The 16,673-nt window shown below is 70.2% G+C and carries 19 protein-coding genes and 1 tRNA gene; 7 read left to right on the top strand and 13 right to left on the bottom strand.

Annotated elements, in window-relative coordinates:
- The 4 genes from O7625_RS16595 to O7625_RS16580 all read right to left on the bottom strand — a co-directional run bounded on the left by O7625_RS16595 (position 1) and on the right by O7625_RS16580 (position 2,672).
- Positions 1-432 (bottom strand): hypothetical protein, encoded by a 432-nt coding sequence (locus tag O7625_RS16595; protein ID WP_282339724.1) that lies wholly within the window; start codon positions 430-432, stop codon positions 1-3.
- Positions 433-594: 162 nt separating this feature from the next.
- Positions 595-1,857, bottom strand: a complete 1,263-nt coding sequence (locus O7625_RS16590; protein WP_282339723.1) for a hypothetical protein — start codon at positions 1,855-1,857, stop codon at positions 595-597.
- A gap of 199 nt (positions 1,858-2,056) precedes the next feature.
- Positions 2,057-2,251 carry a helix-hairpin-helix domain-containing protein gene (locus O7625_RS16585; RefSeq protein ID WP_282339722.1) on the bottom strand — a complete coding sequence of 65 codons (195 nt, stop codon included), beginning with the start codon at positions 2,249-2,251 and terminating at the stop codon, positions 2,057-2,059.
- Between the two features lie 139 nt (positions 2,252-2,390).
- Positions 2,391-2,672, bottom strand: a complete 282-nt coding sequence (locus O7625_RS16580) for a hypothetical protein (protein ID WP_282339720.1) — start codon at positions 2,670-2,672, stop codon at positions 2,391-2,393.
- Positions 2,673-3,077: 405 nt separating this feature from the next.
- Between O7625_RS16580 and O7625_RS16575 the strand changes: the two genes are divergently transcribed.
- The 4 genes from O7625_RS16575 to O7625_RS16560 all read left to right on the top strand — a co-directional run bounded on the left by O7625_RS16575 (position 3,078) and on the right by O7625_RS16560 (position 7,102).
- Entirely contained in the window at positions 3,078-4,205 is a 1,128-nt protein-coding gene (locus O7625_RS16575) for a helix-turn-helix transcriptional regulator (protein ID WP_282339718.1), read from the top strand.
- Complete coding sequence (locus tag O7625_RS16570) at positions 4,202-4,783, top strand: HD domain-containing protein (RefSeq protein WP_282339716.1); 582 nt, start codon at positions 4,202-4,204, stop codon at positions 4,781-4,783. The genes O7625_RS16575 and O7625_RS16570 overlap by 4 nt, the downstream gene beginning before the upstream one ends.
- Positions 4,784-5,290: 507 nt before the next feature.
- Positions 5,291-6,025, top strand: coding sequence for a hypothetical protein (locus tag O7625_RS16565; protein WP_282339714.1), 735 nt, complete (start codon positions 5,291-5,293; stop codon positions 6,023-6,025).
- An 873-nt stretch (positions 6,026-6,898) separates the two neighbouring features.
- Positions 6,899-7,102, top strand: coding sequence for a tyrosine-type recombinase/integrase (locus O7625_RS16560; RefSeq protein ID WP_348774019.1), 204 nt, complete (start codon positions 6,899-6,901; stop codon positions 7,100-7,102).
- Positions 7,103-7,161: 59 nt separating this feature from the next.
- Here the strand turns inward: O7625_RS16560 and O7625_RS16555 are convergent.
- Positions 7,162-7,233 (bottom strand) — tRNA-Val (locus O7625_RS16555).
- Positions 7,234-7,290: 57 nt separating this feature from the next.
- Positions 7,291-7,920, bottom strand: coding sequence for a TIGR02611 family protein (locus O7625_RS16550; RefSeq protein WP_282339712.1), 630 nt, complete (start codon positions 7,918-7,920; stop codon positions 7,291-7,293).
- Between the two features lie 293 nt (positions 7,921-8,213).
- Here O7625_RS16550 and O7625_RS16545 point away from each other — a divergent pair, with 293 nt between their 5' ends.
- Entirely contained in the window at positions 8,214-8,645 is a 432-nt protein-coding gene (locus O7625_RS16545; RefSeq protein ID WP_067311359.1) for an SsgA family sporulation/cell division regulator, read from the top strand.
- 110 nt (positions 8,646-8,755) lie between these two features.
- Here O7625_RS16545 and O7625_RS16540 read toward each other — a convergent pair whose 3' ends face one another.
- A complete protein-coding gene (locus O7625_RS16540; RefSeq protein WP_282339710.1) occupies positions 8,756-9,532 on the bottom strand; it encodes a glucose 1-dehydrogenase in 777 nt (258 codons plus the stop codon).
- A gap of 217 nt (positions 9,533-9,749) precedes the next feature.
- Between O7625_RS16540 and O7625_RS16535 the strand changes: the two genes are divergently transcribed.
- Positions 9,750-10,664, top strand: coding sequence for a helix-turn-helix transcriptional regulator (locus O7625_RS16535; RefSeq protein WP_282339708.1), 915 nt, complete (start codon positions 9,750-9,752; stop codon positions 10,662-10,664).
- 7 nt (positions 10,665-10,671) lie between these two features.
- The gene (locus tag O7625_RS16530; RefSeq protein WP_067311383.1) at positions 10,672-11,127 is read left to right on the top strand and encodes an Rrf2 family transcriptional regulator; all 456 of its coding nucleotides are present in this window, start codon (positions 10,672-10,674) and stop codon (positions 11,125-11,127) included.
- 2 nt (positions 11,128-11,129) lie between these two features.
- Here the strand turns inward: O7625_RS16530 and O7625_RS16525 are convergent, their stop codons facing one another.
- The 6 genes from O7625_RS16525 to O7625_RS16500 are packed head-to-tail and all read right to left on the bottom strand — an operon-like array spanning position 11,130 to position 16,519.
- On the bottom strand, positions 11,130-11,795 hold the full coding sequence (locus O7625_RS16525; protein ID WP_282339703.1) for a malonic semialdehyde reductase: 666 nt from the start codon (positions 11,793-11,795) through the stop codon (positions 11,130-11,132).
- The gene (locus O7625_RS16520; RefSeq protein WP_282339701.1) at positions 11,792-12,349 is read right to left on the bottom strand and encodes a flavin reductase family protein; all 558 of its coding nucleotides are present in this window, start codon (positions 12,347-12,349) and stop codon (positions 11,792-11,794) included. Before O7625_RS16520 ends, O7625_RS16525 begins: the two co-directional genes overlap by 4 nt.
- On the bottom strand, positions 12,346-13,683 hold the full coding sequence (locus O7625_RS16515) for an LLM class flavin-dependent oxidoreductase (protein ID WP_282339699.1): 1,338 nt from the start codon (positions 13,681-13,683) through the stop codon (positions 12,346-12,348). The genes O7625_RS16520 and O7625_RS16515 overlap by 4 nt, the downstream gene beginning before the upstream one ends.
- A 10-nt stretch (positions 13,684-13,693) precedes the next feature.
- A complete protein-coding gene (locus O7625_RS16510; protein ID WP_282339697.1) occupies positions 13,694-14,554 on the bottom strand; it encodes an ABC transporter permease in 861 nt (286 codons plus the stop codon).
- A complete protein-coding gene (locus tag O7625_RS16505; protein ID WP_282339695.1) occupies positions 14,547-15,503 on the bottom strand; it encodes an ABC transporter ATP-binding protein in 957 nt (318 codons plus the stop codon). Before O7625_RS16505 ends, O7625_RS16510 begins: the two co-directional genes overlap by 8 nt.
- A complete protein-coding gene (locus tag O7625_RS16500) occupies positions 15,500-16,519 on the bottom strand; it encodes an ABC transporter substrate-binding protein (protein WP_282339694.1) in 1,020 nt (339 codons plus the stop codon). The genes O7625_RS16505 and O7625_RS16500 overlap by 4 nt, the downstream gene beginning before the upstream one ends.
- Positions 16,520-16,673: the final 154 nt, after the last annotated feature.

Here is a 16,673-nt window from a genome sequence, read left to right as displayed (position 1 = left end):
TCAGTACCGGTAGTAGTGCGCGTCCTTGCGGCCACCGGAGGCGGTGGTGCCCTCGGCGGCGATCCCGATCCCGGTGACGCCGTTGTAGAACGTCTCGTACTTCCGGTTCGGGCCGATCACCGCGAAGGTGTCGGTGCTGGTGTTGAAGTGGCCGACGACCGAGATCAGGGTCGCCTCGCTGCCGGTCGGCACCGGCCCCCACCAGCAGTCGGCCCCCGGGTCGAGGACCGGACCCAGTTGCACGGTCTGGTTGTTGAGGGTCAGGTATTCGAGGTGCACCCGGTAGTTGCCCCAGGGGCAGAGCTGCACCCACCCGTCCCGGATGGTGGAGGCCGCGGCGGGTGTCGTCGGCGCCACGACCAGCGCGACCGCGCCGACTGCCGCGACGCCCGCCGCCAGCACCTGCCTCGGCTCGAAGTGCTTCGATGTCATGCCCGGGAGGGTAGGTCGCCCCACTGGACAGGAAGTGAACCCCCGATCCAGTACGCCGCCCGCGCCCCGCGGAGATTGGGCGTGGTCACTCCCGGAGCATTCGGCTGGAAGGGATCACCCCTGAGGACAGCCCCGGCTTCCGACCCCAGCGGTGAGGACCCATCAGGTTTCCTCCTTACTCCCCCGCGGACGCTGCGCCCGCTCGGTGACCTCGCCGATCTTGGATCTGGCTCGCCCCAGGGCTCCCGCACCGAGACGGCTGGCGGCACCAATGCCTCCCGCCCCTGCCTCCAGCACCTTGTCACGCACTCCCGTGCCCGTGTCGAGAACCCTGTCACGCACCTCCCCGGCCGCGTCCCGCCATCGCCTGGCACTCCAGGAACTATGGTCACGATCAATGCCGAGCCGTCCGTGGAATTCGACGACAGCGGTCCCTACCCGGTTGGTCGAATGCACGACGGCGCGGGAGGTGGTCGGATTGAGCAGCACCTTCGCGTTGGCCGTCCCAGCGGCCGCGTCCATCCGGGCCAGCAGGCGCTCGGTGCTACGGGAGATAAGATCCAGGCGATGGCGTCGGGCAATCCTGACGGCGACCCGGTGCTCCTCCAGGTCCTCCGCAGAGACCTCCAGAACCCGGTCGATTTCGAGCACGGCGACCGCGTCCTGGAGTTGGAAGCAGCGGGCCAGAACGGCGAGCCACTCCTGAACCTTGATCTCGGCTTCGCTGGTAGTCCTGACCAGATCGCCAACCTTGGTCTGGCTCTCCAGCTTCTCGGCGATGGCGTCCATCTGCCGCAACGCGTACGCCTGGGTCCGGGCCAGCGGGATCGGTGTGGTCTGCACCTTCGACCAGGTGACCTCGGAAACCCTGCCCACCCGTTCCCGGATCGTCAGTGCCTCGTCGATGACGAGTTCGACCCCGATCATGTCCGCCACCACGGCATCGGTCTGGGCGCGGAGCACCGCGTCGACCTTCGCATCGATCACGGCGAGATAATCGGTGATCTGGTCCATGGTCTGTTGCATGGCGAGTTGCGTCATGAGTCCGGCGACGCCGGTCAGCACCGCCGGGTTGGTCAGCAACGTTCGGGGATTCTTCTGCGCGATTTCCAACAGGCCCGTGATCTTTCCACGGTCGGTCAGTACAGCGCGGCTGATGCCGTCCCCCGAGCCCTTCATCAGGTTGTACTTCTTCATCGCCTGTGCCGATTCCGCAGTCAGCTGAACCCAGCGACCGGAGTGCTCGGCAATTTCGGAGCCGCTCTTGGCGAGCGTGGACCCGGTGCGGAGGGTGGAGCTGATCCGTTTGAACCCAAGGTCCTTCGACGGCAGCCGCTCAGCGGTGAGGAAACGATCGACAGCAGCCGGATGCCCGATGACCGCCAGACCATCGCCGTCACTGACCAGCTCGATCTCGTTCTCCAACGTCTGCTCCCAAAAAATCTGACAAGAACTTGCCCACGCTACCGGCGACGTCGCCACCCCTGCCATGGGCCGCTCGTCCCGTGGTTCCGGGCATCAAGTGGACCATCCATCTCCTGGCCCACACGGTCACGAACGCGGCGCATCCCAGCCACAGACGCCGACCATCGAGTCGTCGGGCCGGCGATGCTAAAAGGAATTGCTACCCGAGACTGAGATCGTGCTGCTCCAGTGCGCTCTGAAGGATCCCGAGCGCTTTCGGCCCCACCCCGTGCAGTGCGGCCAGCTCGGCGCGCGGCACGCCCGCGAGGTCGCGCAACGTCGGATAGCCGGCTCCGGTGAGCGCGCGCGTGGCCGGCGCACCGATCTTCGGCAGGGTGTCGAGGGAGGCGTTCACGTCGCCGACCCTACGCACCCACAGCCGCACCCGCAGCCACCGACGTGAACGTGCCACGAGGCCGGAAGGCCACTGCGGTCACCGGCCGGACCGCTGCCCGGCCAGCAGACAGTGGACTCCCGGCCGGTCGGATCGGGTGTCATCCGGCCTGGCGGCGCTGGTGTCGATCGGTTGCCGCCCTTCGGTGCTGCACCTCCGGCGGCTGTCTGGTCCAGCCGACGAAGCGGCGGTACAGGGGGCCGGCCGGTGCCCAGGGCATGTCCTCGGCCGCCCGGACGAAGCAGGCCCCGAGGTGGAGGGCCAGCGACACCGGCGCGTCGGCGTACTCCGCGCGCAGTTCCTGCCGCCGGGTCGGACACGGCCAGGGCCGGTCACATCCGCCGCAACTCCAGACCGGCGGCACCGGGCCGTGACTGGTCACTGCTCCTCCTCGGTCGGCCAGTGTCCACGGCTGATCGGGATGCGATGTCGACCCCGACAGGGCAGGTCGGCCCCGCACCGGCACAGCCGGCTCCACGTGCGCCACGACCACACCGGTCGATGCCGCCGCGCCAGGGTCATCGCCACGGCGATCAGGTACTGGTCGTAGGACACTCGTCGCCCCGGTGGCGTCCTGTCCCGCATCACTGGCCCCCCTCTGCCGGGCAGCGCCCCGTGGCCGATCCCCAACCTCGGGACCGGATCCAGAACGTTCGGTAACTGCGACGCTACGATCACGGCGGCGACTACGGGACTCACGCGTAGTACGAGTGAGCAGCCCACACGTCGACCGCAGCGGTTGTTTCAGGGCGGAAACGTCGACCACCGGTCAACATAGGGACGGCGGATGGCAGGTCGCGGACGATCAGCGCCACAGCGGGGCGAGGTGACCGGATACCTTCTCAAGTTGATCCGGGAGTCCATCCCGCTGACACAGGAACAACTCGCCGCCGACCTGGGCGTCGACCGGGTGACCGTGCAGAGCTGGGAATCTGGGCGCCGGCCATTCTCGGCGGTGCCGCTGGGGCAGGCGATCACCGTCCGACGCAGGCTCGGTCGGCTCGGAGCGAACACGACCCTGCTCGCCGCGCTCGACGACGCCGCCGAGGCAGACTTCATCCTTGGCGCAGTCCTCGACGGGCAGGTAGACGGCTGCGACATCGCCGAACAGCCGCTCGGCTGGTCCGTGCTCACCCACCGGCTGACCGACCTGATCCTCTGGGCTGTTCTCGGGCAGACACCGACCTTTGCCAGAGAACTACCCGTCACTCATACCCGGCGGGGACCGGTGGCCTCGGGGCCGATCCTGCCTGCCGACGAGCAACACGCGTTCTTCACCCGGCTTCACGTTCTCGCCGAACGCGCAGCCTCCGGAGGTGACCAGAGCGTTCTGCTGCATCGGCAGGCCTGCTTTCTCGCGGGCATGGATCCCACCGGGGCGGCAGCAGAATGGCTCGCCCAGACCACCACCCGCGCCCGCAGCACGATCGCATTCCGCACCTGGTCACCGCTGTGGCCTCACACCCGTTCCGTGGTCACCTCCCTGGCCCACCAGGGCGACCCGGAACCTCTACGGGACTTCCTCGCCCACGCGCATCCGGACGACGCCTGCCAGCGAGCAGCGCTCAACTACTCGGCCTACTGGGTCGGCGAGATCCCGTACCGCCAGCACGACGACTTCTTCATGCCTGGATCGCTCGCTGACTGGCACGGCTCGGTCCTTTTCCGGCACCTGGTCCAGCGCCTCGACGCAACTCACGCCTTCATCGACCTCAACGTCCATAACACCTGGGCTCTACTGGCCGTACGACGCGGCCTCACTCTGGACAACCCCAGCGAGGGCCGCGCGCTCCTCAAGCGCAGTACCCGGCTCTTGGACAGCGACCGTATCTCTGCGCAGTCCCGGCAGGAACTAACGTCTATTGTCTACAGCCTGCGAGCAGACGGAGTCACCGGCACAGGGACGGGCAGATGAACGACGACCACGACACCGCCGGAGTCATGCGCTTCATCTTCGAGGCCGGCGTCCTCAAGCGCGCCGCCCGCACCGGTTGGTGGTTCGCCGGCGTCAAAGATCCCGAATCCATTGCCGACCACTCGTTCCGGACCGCGCTGATCGGGATGATGCTCGCTGCCATGGAAGGTGCCGACCCGGCCCGGGTGTCGATGCTGTGCGTCCTGCACGACACCCAGGAAACCCGGATCACCGACATCCCGCACATCGCCAGGCGCTACCTCACCGCCGCGCCCAACACCACGGTCACCGCTGACCAGGTCGCCGCCTGCCCGCCGGCCGTCGCCGACCTCGTCAACGCCGCCGTCGCCGAGTACGAAGCGGGCGAGACACCGGAGGCCATCGTCGCCCGCGACGCCGACAAACTGGAATGCCTCGTCCAGGCGGTCGAATACCGCCACCAGGGCATCGACAATGTCCAACGCTGGATCGACAGCTCACACGCGGCCCTGAAGACCGCCAGCGCGCACCGCCTGGCGGAAGCCGCCCTCAGCGGTCAACCCCTCGCCTGGCTCACTCCACCCCCACCACCGGCATAGCCACCAGTCCGCCGCGACTCACCGGCGACTCATGATCTTGCGCCGGAATGAGGAGAGGCCGGCTGGAGTGGTCTCCAGCCGGCCTCTGACCTGCGGTACTAATGGTGGGCGATGACTCCTGTCGGCCGAAGTCGGTGACCGCCGTTGGCCTGCTCGTTGTGTTGCCCGCCATCGACCCTGGACCATGCCCGTCGACCGGTTTGGCTGTATAGCTCCTACAAGCTGACCTTGATCACGTAGAGCACTTCCTATCGGACCCGAGAACCGCAACCGATAGCCGGATAGGTTGGCCAGATTGATTAACCACGAAGAAGCGTTACCTTTCCGTTATAAATACTTAAAGTAACCGAATGAACACCCATGGTCCCTGAATGCCCAAGATCGCCCCCCGATACTCAGCACGGAGAGTAATGACTCAGTATCGGTGAGCTTCGCCCGGGCGGCACCGAGAGCATCGCAGTTGGTAGGTTCCTTGCACGCATGGGGACGGCCCACAGGATTGGGCCTGTGGGCCGTCAGACCCTCACGCGCGGAGGCGTCCTGAGAATCAGCAGCACTCTACTCCACAGACTCGGCCGAGTCGCCCTAGCCACCCTGGTGGTTAGCGCAGGCATTGCTGGCACGGAGATCCCGGCCTCAGCCTCTGCCGACACGAGCAAGCCAACCACGGCGGAGATCCGGGGAGCCCTCGATCGGATCTCGAAGGGCACGTGGAGCGAATCCGACATCGACCTTCTCAAGATAATTCCTGACGTTGGTCATGCCGTGCCAGACCCCAGGGATCCCGGCACCCTAACCACGACGCCAGCTCGACTGATCCCGCCTTCAGCGAAGGCGAAGTCGGCAGCGAAGAGCACTGGGACTCTCGCGATCACCTGCGCCACCCAGTGGAGCTACGTGGAGAAAAAAGACATCTTCGGAAGCAGAATCTACCGCTTCAACGTCGAGACTGAATGGTGTTGGGACACGTCAACGTACAAGTTGACGAATGTCGACCGCGCTGTCGGCTACATCAACTATGAGACGTGGGGCATTAACTTCACCGGCTGGCAGGTGGATAGCGCAGGCGTGCGCAGCACGAAGTGGAGCGGCTGGCACGACAAGAAGGCGAGCGTACAATACTGCGTAGGTGGCGACGTAGGCTGCTACACCACCACCTACCCGTACATCAACACCGAACTGGGCACCACCGCCGGCGACAACCCGTGGAACTGGAAGGTCGAAAGTAGTTCTGCAGGCTGAAACCCTCGGGTGGCCGTGCAGCTAGCAGGGGGCCAGAATGCAATCAGCGCTTCGATTCCTACTCATTACTACTTTACAAGTCGCTGGAGTGGTAATCGCTTTCGCCTTCCTCATGACGCTTGTATTCGAGCCAGGAGAATGGCGAAGATCAGACTGGATGATCGACCTGCTACCCTTGCTGACGACGGTTCTTGCAGTTAATGTGCTGGTGCAGGCCTTTCGACTGTGGCGACACTCAACCAAAAAGAACTAGTACGGCCATCATGTGGGCGCGTGTTCGTCGTTCAAAGTAGCGACGAACACGCGCCCCTGCCTTGCCATCCCCCACCACCCACAACCGTTCGGCAACTCCATCCCGGAGTCGTTGGACCCCGGCGGAGGCAGCCCTAACCCCAATCCCGCACCCACCCGCCGCCCCCTTCAACCACCTTGCATTCCTTCCCACAGCGGCTCCGAAGCAGCCAACGGTGTTCCGTTCGGCAACTCGACCGGCCGACCGTCGAACGGTCCGCGGTGAGGTTCACGAGGATGAAGAGGCCGGCGGGTGTGCTGTCGCATGATTCCGGTCAGTCCGGGACTCGTCACCGGTTCCCCTCACGGAACCAATAGGTGACGCGCGGGGCGGGCGTGGGCTTCGGGCCGGCTGACTCTCCGCCCCGCCGCCGAAGGCGAGCGGGGCGGCGGCTCCGCAGGAGCCGGTTACCGCGCCCGGCCCGCGCCGCGCGGAGCGCGCTTGATCTGGTACTGGCCAGTTCGGCAACAGATCACCGCGAGCTCCGAGCCAACCAGAGCCAGCACGGCAACACCAACCACTCCGGCGGCACGTTCCGCGCTCGGGTGTAGAAGCCATCGCTACAGCCGGCCGGCCTTCCGATCGGGCTGCGGTTCCACGGCCTGCGCCACTCGTACGCAACGTGGCTCGTCTCCGACGGCGTCCCGATCAGCGACGTCGCCAAGGTGATGGGACACGAGCAGACACCCACCACGTTGAACCGGTACACGCACTCCACCGGCAAACGTGACCGCCGGGTGCTGGCATCGTTCGCTGCCTTCTCGCTGCCCCCCGACCAGCATTGATCGACAGAAACGACTCAAGGCCCCTCGATCGAGGGGCCTTGAGCTTGCTATATCGAGGGTGGGCGATGCTGGTATCGAACCAGCGACCTCTTCGGTGTGAACGAAGCGCTCTCCCACTGAGCTAATCGCCCTCAGCGCCGTTGACTCTACCCGATCGTGCGGCGGAGCCAAAAACCCGGGGGGTGGGGTCAGGTGGTGGCGAGGTAGTGCAGCAGTTGGGCGACCAGGTCGATGCCGAGGCTGTACTTGAGCGAGAGCCAGAGGACGACGGCGACGAAGACCAGGCCGACGGAGCCGAGCAGGAACCGCACCGGCAGCGACCGGGTGGTGGCCCACCGGGTCCAGGCGTGCACGTGCCGGCGGGTGAAGCCGAGCAGGCGGCGGGCCCAGTGGAATTCGACGGCCCAGATGGCGAGGCCGGCGATGACGATCAGCCAGCCGGGGCCGGGCAGCGGGATGAGGGCGATGCCGACGGTCACCACGAGCGCCCCGGCGACGGCGATGAAGATCTTGAGGGCGACCCGGCCGGTGGGGTTGGCCCGGATCAGGTCGAGGGTGGTGCGCAGCCGCCAGCGCCAGCCGGCGGGACGGGCGGCCGGCGCGGTGCGCCCGGACCGGCTTCCACCGCCGCCTCGGGCGCGTCCGTTGGTGGCCGGGCGGGACCGGCCCCGGGCCGTCCGGGAGGGACGTCCGGCACGACCAGCGTCGGACATCGTCCGACCGTCCCGGTCCGGTGGCTTGATCGGCACCCCGTCACCCCGCCTTTTGGCTGCCCGGGCCCCTACTTTCGGTGACCCGGCCGTACTCACCGCATCCATTGAGGAACGCTTCGTGGCCATTTCACCCCCCAGTGTCGTCCCGGCCCGTCACTTGCGCAGACCACTGGACGTTACCGGAGTAAGTCGACGACTGAACCACCCGACTTCGGACGGGCTCCCGACTGGGCAGAACCGGAAATCCTACAAGAATCCTCACATTCTCGCAGCGATTCGGACCCCCTTCCCACCACTGGGTGAAGTCAGCGTATGGCGGAGCGTAGCCAGCAGTAGCACCTGAGTATGGGAAAAGCGGGACACGCGCGTTCCGCAGCGGTGCCGGGGGGAGAACGTCCATGAGTGTCATCCGACCGACGACCGTAGAGGTCGAGACGTCACTAAGGCTCGTCGCGCCTGACGCCACCGCCTTGCCGGTGCGTGCCAGTCTGCGTTACGACCCTGCTGACCCGTATGCGGTCCATGTCCTGTTCCACGCCGAATCGGCCGGCGGCGAGGCGGTGAGCTGGTCCTTCGCCCGCGAACTGCTGGTCACCGGCCTCGACGAGCCGGCCGGCATCGGCGACGTGCGGGTCTGGCCCTGGGCCACCCCGCGCGGCGACTTCGTCGCGCTGGCCCTGTCGTCGCCCGACGGTAACGCCCTGTTCGAGGTCCCGCGCAGCGTGCTGGTGCGCTTCCTGCGCCGGACCTACGTCGTCGTCCCGCGCGGCCGGGAGGCCGAGCACCTGGACGTCGACACGGCGGTGAGCCGGCTGCTCGCCGGCCGCTGACCAGCAGCCCCACCGGAGCCGCGCGGATCTGCCGAGTCCGCGCGGCTCCGGCCGTCCACCGCCCGGGTACGCGCGCCGGCAGCCGGTCACCCCCACCCGGCTCTCACCGGTCAGCCGTGCGTGGTGATGCCACCGTCGACCGGGATCACCGCGCCGGTCAGGTACGCCCCGGCCCGCGACGCCAGGTAGATCGCCGTGCCGGCCATGTCCTCGGGGCGGCCGATCCGACCGAGCGGCACCTGCTGCTCGATCGCCGCCCGGGACGTCGGGTCGTCGAGGGCGAAGGCCATCATCTTGCTCTCGAACGGCCCCGGGGCGATCGCGTTGACCGTGATCCGCTCGTGGGCGAGCTGGTGGGCAAGGCTGCGGGTGAGCATGTGCACGGCCGCCTTGGTGGCGGAGTAGGCGTACACCTCCATCATCGGAACCCGGAGACCGTCGATCGAGCCGATATTGATCACGCGGGCCGGGTCGTCGTCGCCCGCCGCGGCGCGCAGCAGCGGCAGCAGCGCGGTGGTGAGCCGGAACACGGCCTTCACGTTGACCGCCCAGAGCTTGTCGAACGCCGCGTCCGGGTACGCCTCCAGGGGTGCGCCCCAGGTCGCGCCCGCGTTGTTGACCAGCACGTCGAGCTGGTCGTACCGCTCGCGGACGGCGGCGGCGAGCCCTGCCGCGCCCGCGTCGTCGCCCAGGTCGGCCGGGATCGCCGTGCAGCGCCCCTCGGCGGACAGCTCCTCGGCCACCGCCGCGCACACGTCGGCCTTGCGGGAGGAGATGATCACGTCGGCTCCGGCCCGGACGAAGCCCCGGGCGATCATCAGCCCGATCCCCCGGGAGCCGCCGGTGACCAGCACCGTCTTACCGTCGACCGAGAACAGATCCGTCATGGGCACCCCATCGCGTGTCGCTTTTCTTACCGATCGGTAACGTAGCCCGGCCCGGGCGGACCGGACAACCCACGACGGTCGACCCCGCCGGGAGCCACCACCCGTGCCCGCCACGACGGTGCGCCCGAGGCCAACGGACGCGCCCGCCGGCCGGGAACGCGGCGGAGTCCCGTCGCCGGGATGCGACCACGGCCCTGCCCGGTTACGGTCGATGACGATGGTCCCTTCCGGTCAGCTCTCCCCGGCAACCCGTCCCGACCTGCCCCGCCCCGAGATCGAGATCCTGGAGCTGGGCGACCTCACTCCGGGCACGGGGCCACCCCGGCCGTTCCTGCTCGACGCCGACCTACTGGTCCTGGTCACCGGCGGACACGGCATCGCCGAGCTGGACTTCCGCGCGCTGCCGTGCCGGGCCGGCACCCTGCTGCGGGCCACCCCCGGGCAGGTGCTGCGCTCCCCCACCCGACTCGACGCGATCGTGGTCCGCTGGCGGGCCGACGCGCTGCGCGGCCTGGACGTCGATCCCGCCGCGGTCCCCCAACACCACCAACTCGTCGGCGAGGACGAGGACGCGGTCATCAACGAGGTCTCCCAACTGGTGGTGGACCACCGCCGGCACCGGGACGACCCGGCCGCCCACGCCCTGCTCCGGCACCAGCTCGCGGTGCTGCTCATCCGGCTCGCCCTGCTGCCCGGCGCCGCGCAGGCCCGGCGGACACCCGACGACGCCGACCCGCAGCGCACCGAGCTGGTGACGTTCCACCGGTTCCGCCGGGAGGTGGAGGCGGGTTACCCGTACACCCGCCGGGTCGAGGACTATGCGGCCCGGTTGGGCTGCTCGGTGCGTACCCTGACCAGGGCCTGTCTGGCGGTGACCGGGCGCAGCGCCAAGCAGGTGGTGGACGAGCGGGTCGCGCTCCAGGCCCGCCGGCTGCTCGCCGCCACCGACGAGCCGGTCGCCCGGGTCGGCCGCCAGCTCGGCTTTCCCGAGCCGACCAACTTCGGCCGGTTCTTCACCCGCGAGGTGGGGGTGAGCCCGGGGGCGTTCCGGGCCGCCCGGGACCGCCCACCGTCACGAATCGGCCGGCCACGGCGACCCGCCGACCCCGCCACCCCCGACGGGCAGGCATGATGGCATGGTGCAGATCTCCGCGCGCGGCGACTATGCGGTCCGAGCGGCCCTGAGCCTGGCCACCGCCTACCCCTCCCTGCTCTCCACCCAATCGATCGCCAGCGAGCAGGACATGCCGCGCAAGTTCCTCGAGGCCGTCCTGGCCGACCTGCGCCGGGCCGGCGTGGTCCGCGCCCAGCGTGGCGCCGAGGGCGGCTACACGCTGGCCCGCTCGCCGCGCGAGGTCACCGTCGGGGCGATCCTGCGCGCCGTCGAGGGTCCGCTGGCCGGGGTACGCGGGCTGCGTCCCGAGGAGACCCGGTACGAGGGCTCGGCGGAGAACCTCCCCCGGCTCTGGGTGGCCGTCCGCGCCGCCGTCCGGCAGGTGCTGGACGAGGTGACCCTCTCCGAGGTGGTCAGTGGCCGGCTCCCGATGCACGTGCGGAGACTGACCACCCTGCCCGACGCGTGGGAGCCGCGCTGAGGTCACCGGGTCCAGACCACCTCCTCGGTGGTGAGCCGGGGCAGCCGCTCCCGCCAGGCGTCCGGGCCGGGGCGGCCGATGTTCACCAGGAGCAGCACCTCGTGCCGTCCGTCGGGAAAGAACTCCCGCTGCACCCCGGCGGCGTCGAAGCCGGCCATCGGCCCGGCGGCCAGGCCGGCGGCGCGTACCCCGATCAGCAGGTAGCCGATCTGGAGGGTGGCGTTGAACCGGGCCTGGGCGACCCGTTCCGCCCGGTCGGCCAGCCACTGCCGCGCCTGCGGCCGGTGCGGGAACAGCTCCGGCAGTCGCTCGTGGAAGTCGACGTCGGTGGCGAGCACCGCCACCAGCGGCGCGGCGGCCGTCTTGGCCCGGTTGCCGCTCGACAGGTACGGCAGCAGCCGGTTGCGGGCCGCCGTCGAACGCAGCAGCAGCACCCGCAGCGGTTGACCGTTGAGCGCGGTCGGGCCGTACCGGATCAGTTCGTGGATCGCGGCGACCTGCGCGTCGTCGACCGGTTCGGCGGTGAACGTGTTGGCCGTGCGGGCCGCCCGGAACAGCAGGTCCTGGGCGGCGGGGTCCAGGGCGAGCGGGGACGCCCCGGCCCGGTCCGCCCGGTCGACGGCGGTGCCCGGCCGACCGGCGGCGGGTGCGCCCGGCCCCCCGGTCACGCCGGCACCCGCATCTGTGCGGTGGTGTAGTCGCCCCGGTGGTACACCAGCGGGTCGCCGTCGGGCCCGGAACCGAGGGCGAGTGGTTCGGCGATGACCAGGACGTGGTCGCCGGCCGGCACCCGGCGCACCACGCGGCAGAGCAGCCGGGCCAGCACCCCGTCGAGCAGCGGCACCCCGAACGGGCCGGGCGTCCAGGCCCGGTGCGCGGCGAACCGGTCGATACCGCTGGTGGCGAAGATCCGGGCCACCTCGGTCTGGTCGGCGCCGAGCAGGTGGACGGCGACGTGCTCGGCGCGGTCCAGCACCGGCCAGCTCGACGAGGTGACGCCGAGGCAGAACGACACCAGCGGCGGGGTCAGCGAGACCGAGGTGAACGAGGTGGCGGTGAAGCCGGCCCGGGCCGGACCGGCGTCCCGGCCGGGGCCGGTCGGCTCGGGGTGGCGGGCCACGGCGGTGACCACGGTGACCGTGCTGGCCTGCCGGCGCAGCAGGCCGCGGAACAGGTCGGGGTCGACGGGCAGCAGGTCGGCCGGACGGTCCGGGGTGGTCATGCGGTCACCAGCTCCCGGTCGCCCGCGTAACGCGAGCCCGGCCGGGGCAGTCCGTAGTGCTCGCGCAGCGTCCGGCCGGTGTACTCGTGGCGGAACAGGCCCCGGGCGCGCAGCAACGGCACCACGTGGTCGACGAAGTCCTCCAGCCCGCTGGGCAGTAGGGGCGGCATCACGTTGAAGCCGTCGGCGGCCCCCTCGGTGAACCACCGCTCGATCTGGTCGGCGACCTGATCCGGGGTGCCGGCCACCACCCGGTGCCCGCGTCCGCCGCCGAGCCGGCCGATCAGCTGCCGGACGGTCAGCCGCTCCCGCCGGGCCAGGTCGACGACGAGCTGGTAGCGGCTCTGGTGCGACTGTACGGTGGTCGCGTCGGGCAGCTCCGGCAGCGGACCGTCCAGCGGCAGGCCGGTGAGGTCGACGCCGATCATGCCGGACAGTTGCGCGAGGGCGTGCTCGGGGACGATCAGCTCCTCCAGTTCGTCGGCGAGCGCCCGCGCCTCGGCCTCGGTGCCGCCGAGCACCGGGGCGATGCCGGGCAGCACCTTCACCAGCTCCGGGTCACGGCCGGCGGCGACCGCCGCCTGCTTCACCGTCGCGTAGAAGCGCTGCCCGTCGGCGAGGGTCTGTTGGGCGGTGAAGACCGCCTCGGCGTACCGGCCGGCGAAGGTGATCCCGTCCGGGGAGGAGCCGGCCTGCACCAGCAGGGGTCGGCCCTGCGGTGGACGCGGGGTGTTCAGTGGGCCGCGTACCCGGAACCGTTCGCCGGCGTGGCCGATCTCGTGCACCCGGTCGGTGTCGGCGAAGATCCCGGTGGCCGGGTCCAGCACCAGCGCGTCGTCCTCCCAGCTGTCCCAGAGCTTCACCGCCACCTCGACGAACTCGGCGGCCCGCCGGTACCGGTCGGCGTGCGCCGGGTGGTCGTCCAGGTTGAAGTTCCAGGCTTCCCGTGCCTGGGCGGAGGTGACGATGTTCCAGCCGGCCCGGCCGCCGCTGAGGTGGTCCAGCGAGGCGAACGTACGGGCGGTGGTGAACGGCTCGTGGTAGCTGGTGGAGACGGTGGCGATCAGGCCGACGTGGGTGGTGACGGTGGCCAGGGCGGCGAGCAGGGTCAACGGTTCGAAGACGGCCTGGATGTTGTGCCGGACGGCCGGTCCGACGGCCAGCGAGTCGGCGAGGAAGACCGAGTCGAGGGTGCCGCGCTCGGCGGTGCGGGCCAGCTCCTGGAAGTGCCGCAGGTCGGTGACCCGACCCGGGTCGGTGCGCGGGTGCCGCCAGGCCGCCTCGTGGTGGCCGACGCCGAGCAGGAAGGCGTTGAGGTGCAGGGTGCGGGGCATGGTGGTCCTCTCAGGACGTGACGTCGACGCGCCAGGTGGAGAAGCGGCGTTCGACGACGACGAGGAGCTGGTTCACGGCCAGCCCGATGGCGGAGATGGTGACGATCCCGGCGTACATGTCGGGGATGGCGAAGTTGTACTGGGCGTAGTTGACGAGGTATCCCAGCCCGGCCTTGGCACCGACCATCTCGGCGGCGACCAGCACCAGGATCGAGTAGGCCCCGGCGAGCCGGACGCCGGTGAAGACGGTGGGCACGGCCGCCGGCAGGATCACCTTCTGGAACAGCCGCAGGTGGTTCAGGCCCATCGACCGGGCCGACCGCACCAGCAGCGGGTCGACGCCCTTCACCCCGGCGATGGTGTTCAGCAGGATCGGCCAGGAGCAGGCGTAGAGCACCAGGGCGATCTTGGAGGTCTCGCCCAGCCCGAGGATCAGCACGAAGACCGGCAGCAGGGCCAGCGCGGCGGTGTTGCGGAACACCTCCAGCAGCGGGCCGAGCAGTTCCGCGAGGGGCCGGTACCAGCCGATCAGCAGACCGAGCGGGATGGCGGTGAGCACCGCCAGGCCGAGACCAGACAACGACCGGGTCAGGCTGGCGCCGACGTGCTCGGCGAGCTGCCCGCTGGCCAGTAACGCCGACCAGGCGACCAGCACCTCCGACAGCGGCGGGAGGAAGACCCGGTCGACCAGCCCGACCCGGGGCGCGGTCTCCCAGAGCGCGGCCAGCGCCGCCAGCGCGGCGGTACGGTGCAGCACCCGCCCGCCGAGGCCGGCGAGCCGGGTGAGCGGGCCGGGCCGGGCGACGGCAGGCGGCGGTGCGACGGCGGGCGGCGGGACCAGCCGGGTGGGCCGGTCGGCGATGTCAACCAACGCGGGGCTCCTCGGTGTCTGTGGTGGACGCCCCGACCGCAGCGGAGGCGGGCACCGTGGCCGGGGCGGCGGCCTCGCCGGCGGGGCTGGCCGGGCGGAGGGGCCACCGGCGACGGGTGGGACGGGCGGGGCGGCCGGCCCGGCGCTCGGTGGACTGGGCGGCGCGGACCTCGGCCCGCAACGACGTCCAGATCTCGTGCCGGTGGTGACGGAAGGCGTCGGACGAGCGCACGTCGTCGACCGCGCCCCGGTCGCCCAGCTCGATGTCGACGACCTGTTTGATCCGCCCGGGGCGGGAGGTCATCACGGCGACCCGGCGACCGAGGTAGACGGCCTCGTCGATGCCGTGGGTGATGAAGACGACGGTCTTGCCGGTGGCCTGCCAGATCCGCACCAGCTCGTCCTGGAGCGCGTCGCGGGTCTGCGCGTCCAGGGCGGCGAACGGCTCGTCCATCAACAGGATGTCCGGGTCGTACGCCAGGCTGCGGGCGATCGCCACCCGCTGCTTCATGCCACCGGACAACTCGTGCGGGTAGTGCGCGGCGAATCCGCTCAACCCGACCAGTTCCAGGTGGTGGGCGACCAGGTCCGCGCGCTCGGCGCGGGGCACCCCCTTGGCCTCCAGTCCGAAGGCGACGTTGCCGGCGGCGGTCCGCCAGGGCAGCAGGGCGTACTGCTGGAAGACGATGCCCCGGTCGAGCCCGGGGCCGGTCACCGGCCGACCGTCGACGAGGACCCGGCCGGAGGTGGGCCGGGACAGCCCGCCGAGCAGGTCGAGCAGGGTGGACTTGCCGCAGCCGCTGGGGCCGACGACGACCAGGAACTCGCCGGGGCGTACCGCGAGGGTGAGCTGGTCCAGGGCGGTGACCGCGCCGGTGGGCGCACGCCGCCCGGGGCGGACGTCGAAGGTCCTGGTGACCCGGTCGAAGAGGACCTTGTCGGTGCTCATTGGGCACCCCCGCCGGTGGCGAACGGGTTGTAGTCGTTGGTGTAGACGTCACCGGGTTTCGGCCGGTCGCCCTTGAGTTCACCGGCGTCGGCGAGCCAGTCGATCCAGGTGGAGAACTCCCGGTCGGTGATCACGCCGCCCCGGCCGGCGACACCGTTGCTCTTCCAGTAGCGCACCAGGGCGGGGTCCTCGTTGCGTCCCCGCTTGGCGATGATCTGTTCGAGCCGGGCGACCACGGTCTCCCGGGGCTGGGTCCGCGCCCACTCGATGGCCCGGCCGACGCCGCCGACGAAGGCCCGGACGGTGTCCGGGTTGCGCCGGAGGAAGTCGTCCCGGAACACGTAGACGCCCGCGCTGAACGCGCCGAGCAGTTCGTGATCGGTGAAGACGGTGCGTACCCCGCCGTTGACGACGGCCTTGTCGCGGATCACGCCACCGAGCACCGCGACGTCGATCTGCCGGGCCCGCAGCGACTGTTCGGTGTTGACCGGCGGCAACGCGACCAGCTCGACCCGGGCGATCTCGACGGGGGTGAGGCCGCCGCGGGCCAGCCAGGTCTTGAGCACCGCCTCGGCGTGCGCGCCGAGGGTGTTCATGCCGACCTTCCGGCCGATCAGGTCACGGGGACCTCTGACCGGGCTGTCCTGGAGGACGTAGTAGCCCTGGAAGGTCTGCGCGTCGGAGCCGTAGTAGCTGACCACGGCGGTGATCGGTGCGCCCGCGGCGACGAGCTTGACGATCGCGCCGTTGAACGCCCCGCCGAAGTCGCTCTGCCCGGTGGCGGTGGCCTGGATGTCGGCCGGGCCACCGGTGACGTTGCCGATCCAGTCGAGCCGTACGTCGCCGAGGTAGCCGAGGTCGGCGGCGAGTTCGGGGAGGGTGACCTGGCCGACGGAGCCCTGGTAGCGCAGGGTGGTGGTCTGTCCGGCCGCCTCGGCGTCGGAGCCGCAGGCGGTGGCGGCGGTGAGGGTGAGCAGGGCCGCGACGGCGGCGAGGGTACGACGGAGTGGGGACATGGAGGTCTCCTGATCGGTGCACGGAGGGGCCGCGCGGCGCGCGGAGGTACGCCGCAGCGCGGGCGTCGGGCCGTCGTGGGCCGGGCCGGGCGGTGCGGCGGGCGGTGCGGGGGTGCGGGAAGAGGGGTGCCGGGGTGCGGACGGGCGTCAGCTC

The sequence above is a fragment of the Micromonospora sp. WMMD714 genome (assembly GCF_029581315.1).
In the GTDB taxonomy this organism is placed as follows: Bacteria; Actinomycetota; Actinomycetes; order Mycobacteriales; family Micromonosporaceae; genus Micromonospora; species Micromonospora rifamycinica.
This window is presented reverse-complemented; position numbering and strand designations above follow the sequence as displayed.

Coding starts and splice junctions, on each gene's coding strand:
- O7625_RS16595 (WP_282339724.1), bottom strand. CDS start 432: ATGACATCGAAGCACTTCGAGCCGAGGCAGGTGCTGGCGGCGGGCGTC.
- O7625_RS16575 (WP_282339718.1), top strand. CDS start 3,078: ATGGCAGGTCGCGGACGATCAGCGCCACAGCGGGGCGAGGTGACCGGA.
- O7625_RS16570 (WP_282339716.1), top strand. CDS start 4,202: ATGAACGACGACCACGACACCGCCGGAGTCATGCGCTTCATCTTCGAG.
- O7625_RS16550 (WP_282339712.1), bottom strand. CDS start 7,920: ATGGATGCGGTGAGTACGGCCGGGTCACCGAAAGTAGGGGCCCGGGCA.
- O7625_RS16545 (WP_067311359.1), top strand. CDS start 8,214: ATGAGTGTCATCCGACCGACGACCGTAGAGGTCGAGACGTCACTAAGG.
- O7625_RS16540 (WP_282339710.1), bottom strand. CDS start 9,532: ATGACGGATCTGTTCTCGGTCGACGGTAAGACGGTGCTGGTCACCGGC.
- O7625_RS16535 (WP_282339708.1), top strand. CDS start 9,750: ATGGTCCCTTCCGGTCAGCTCTCCCCGGCAACCCGTCCCGACCTGCCC.
- O7625_RS16520 (WP_282339701.1), bottom strand. CDS start 12,349: ATGACCACCCCGGACCGTCCGGCCGACCTGCTGCCCGTCGACCCCGAC.
- O7625_RS16515 (WP_282339699.1), bottom strand. CDS start 13,683: ATGCCCCGCACCCTGCACCTCAACGCCTTCCTGCTCGGCGTCGGCCAC.
- O7625_RS16505 (WP_282339695.1), bottom strand. CDS start 15,503: ATGAGCACCGACAAGGTCCTCTTCGACCGGGTCACCAGGACCTTCGAC.
- O7625_RS16500 (WP_282339694.1), bottom strand. CDS start 16,519: ATGTCCCCACTCCGTCGTACCCTCGCCGCCGTCGCGGCCCTGCTCACC.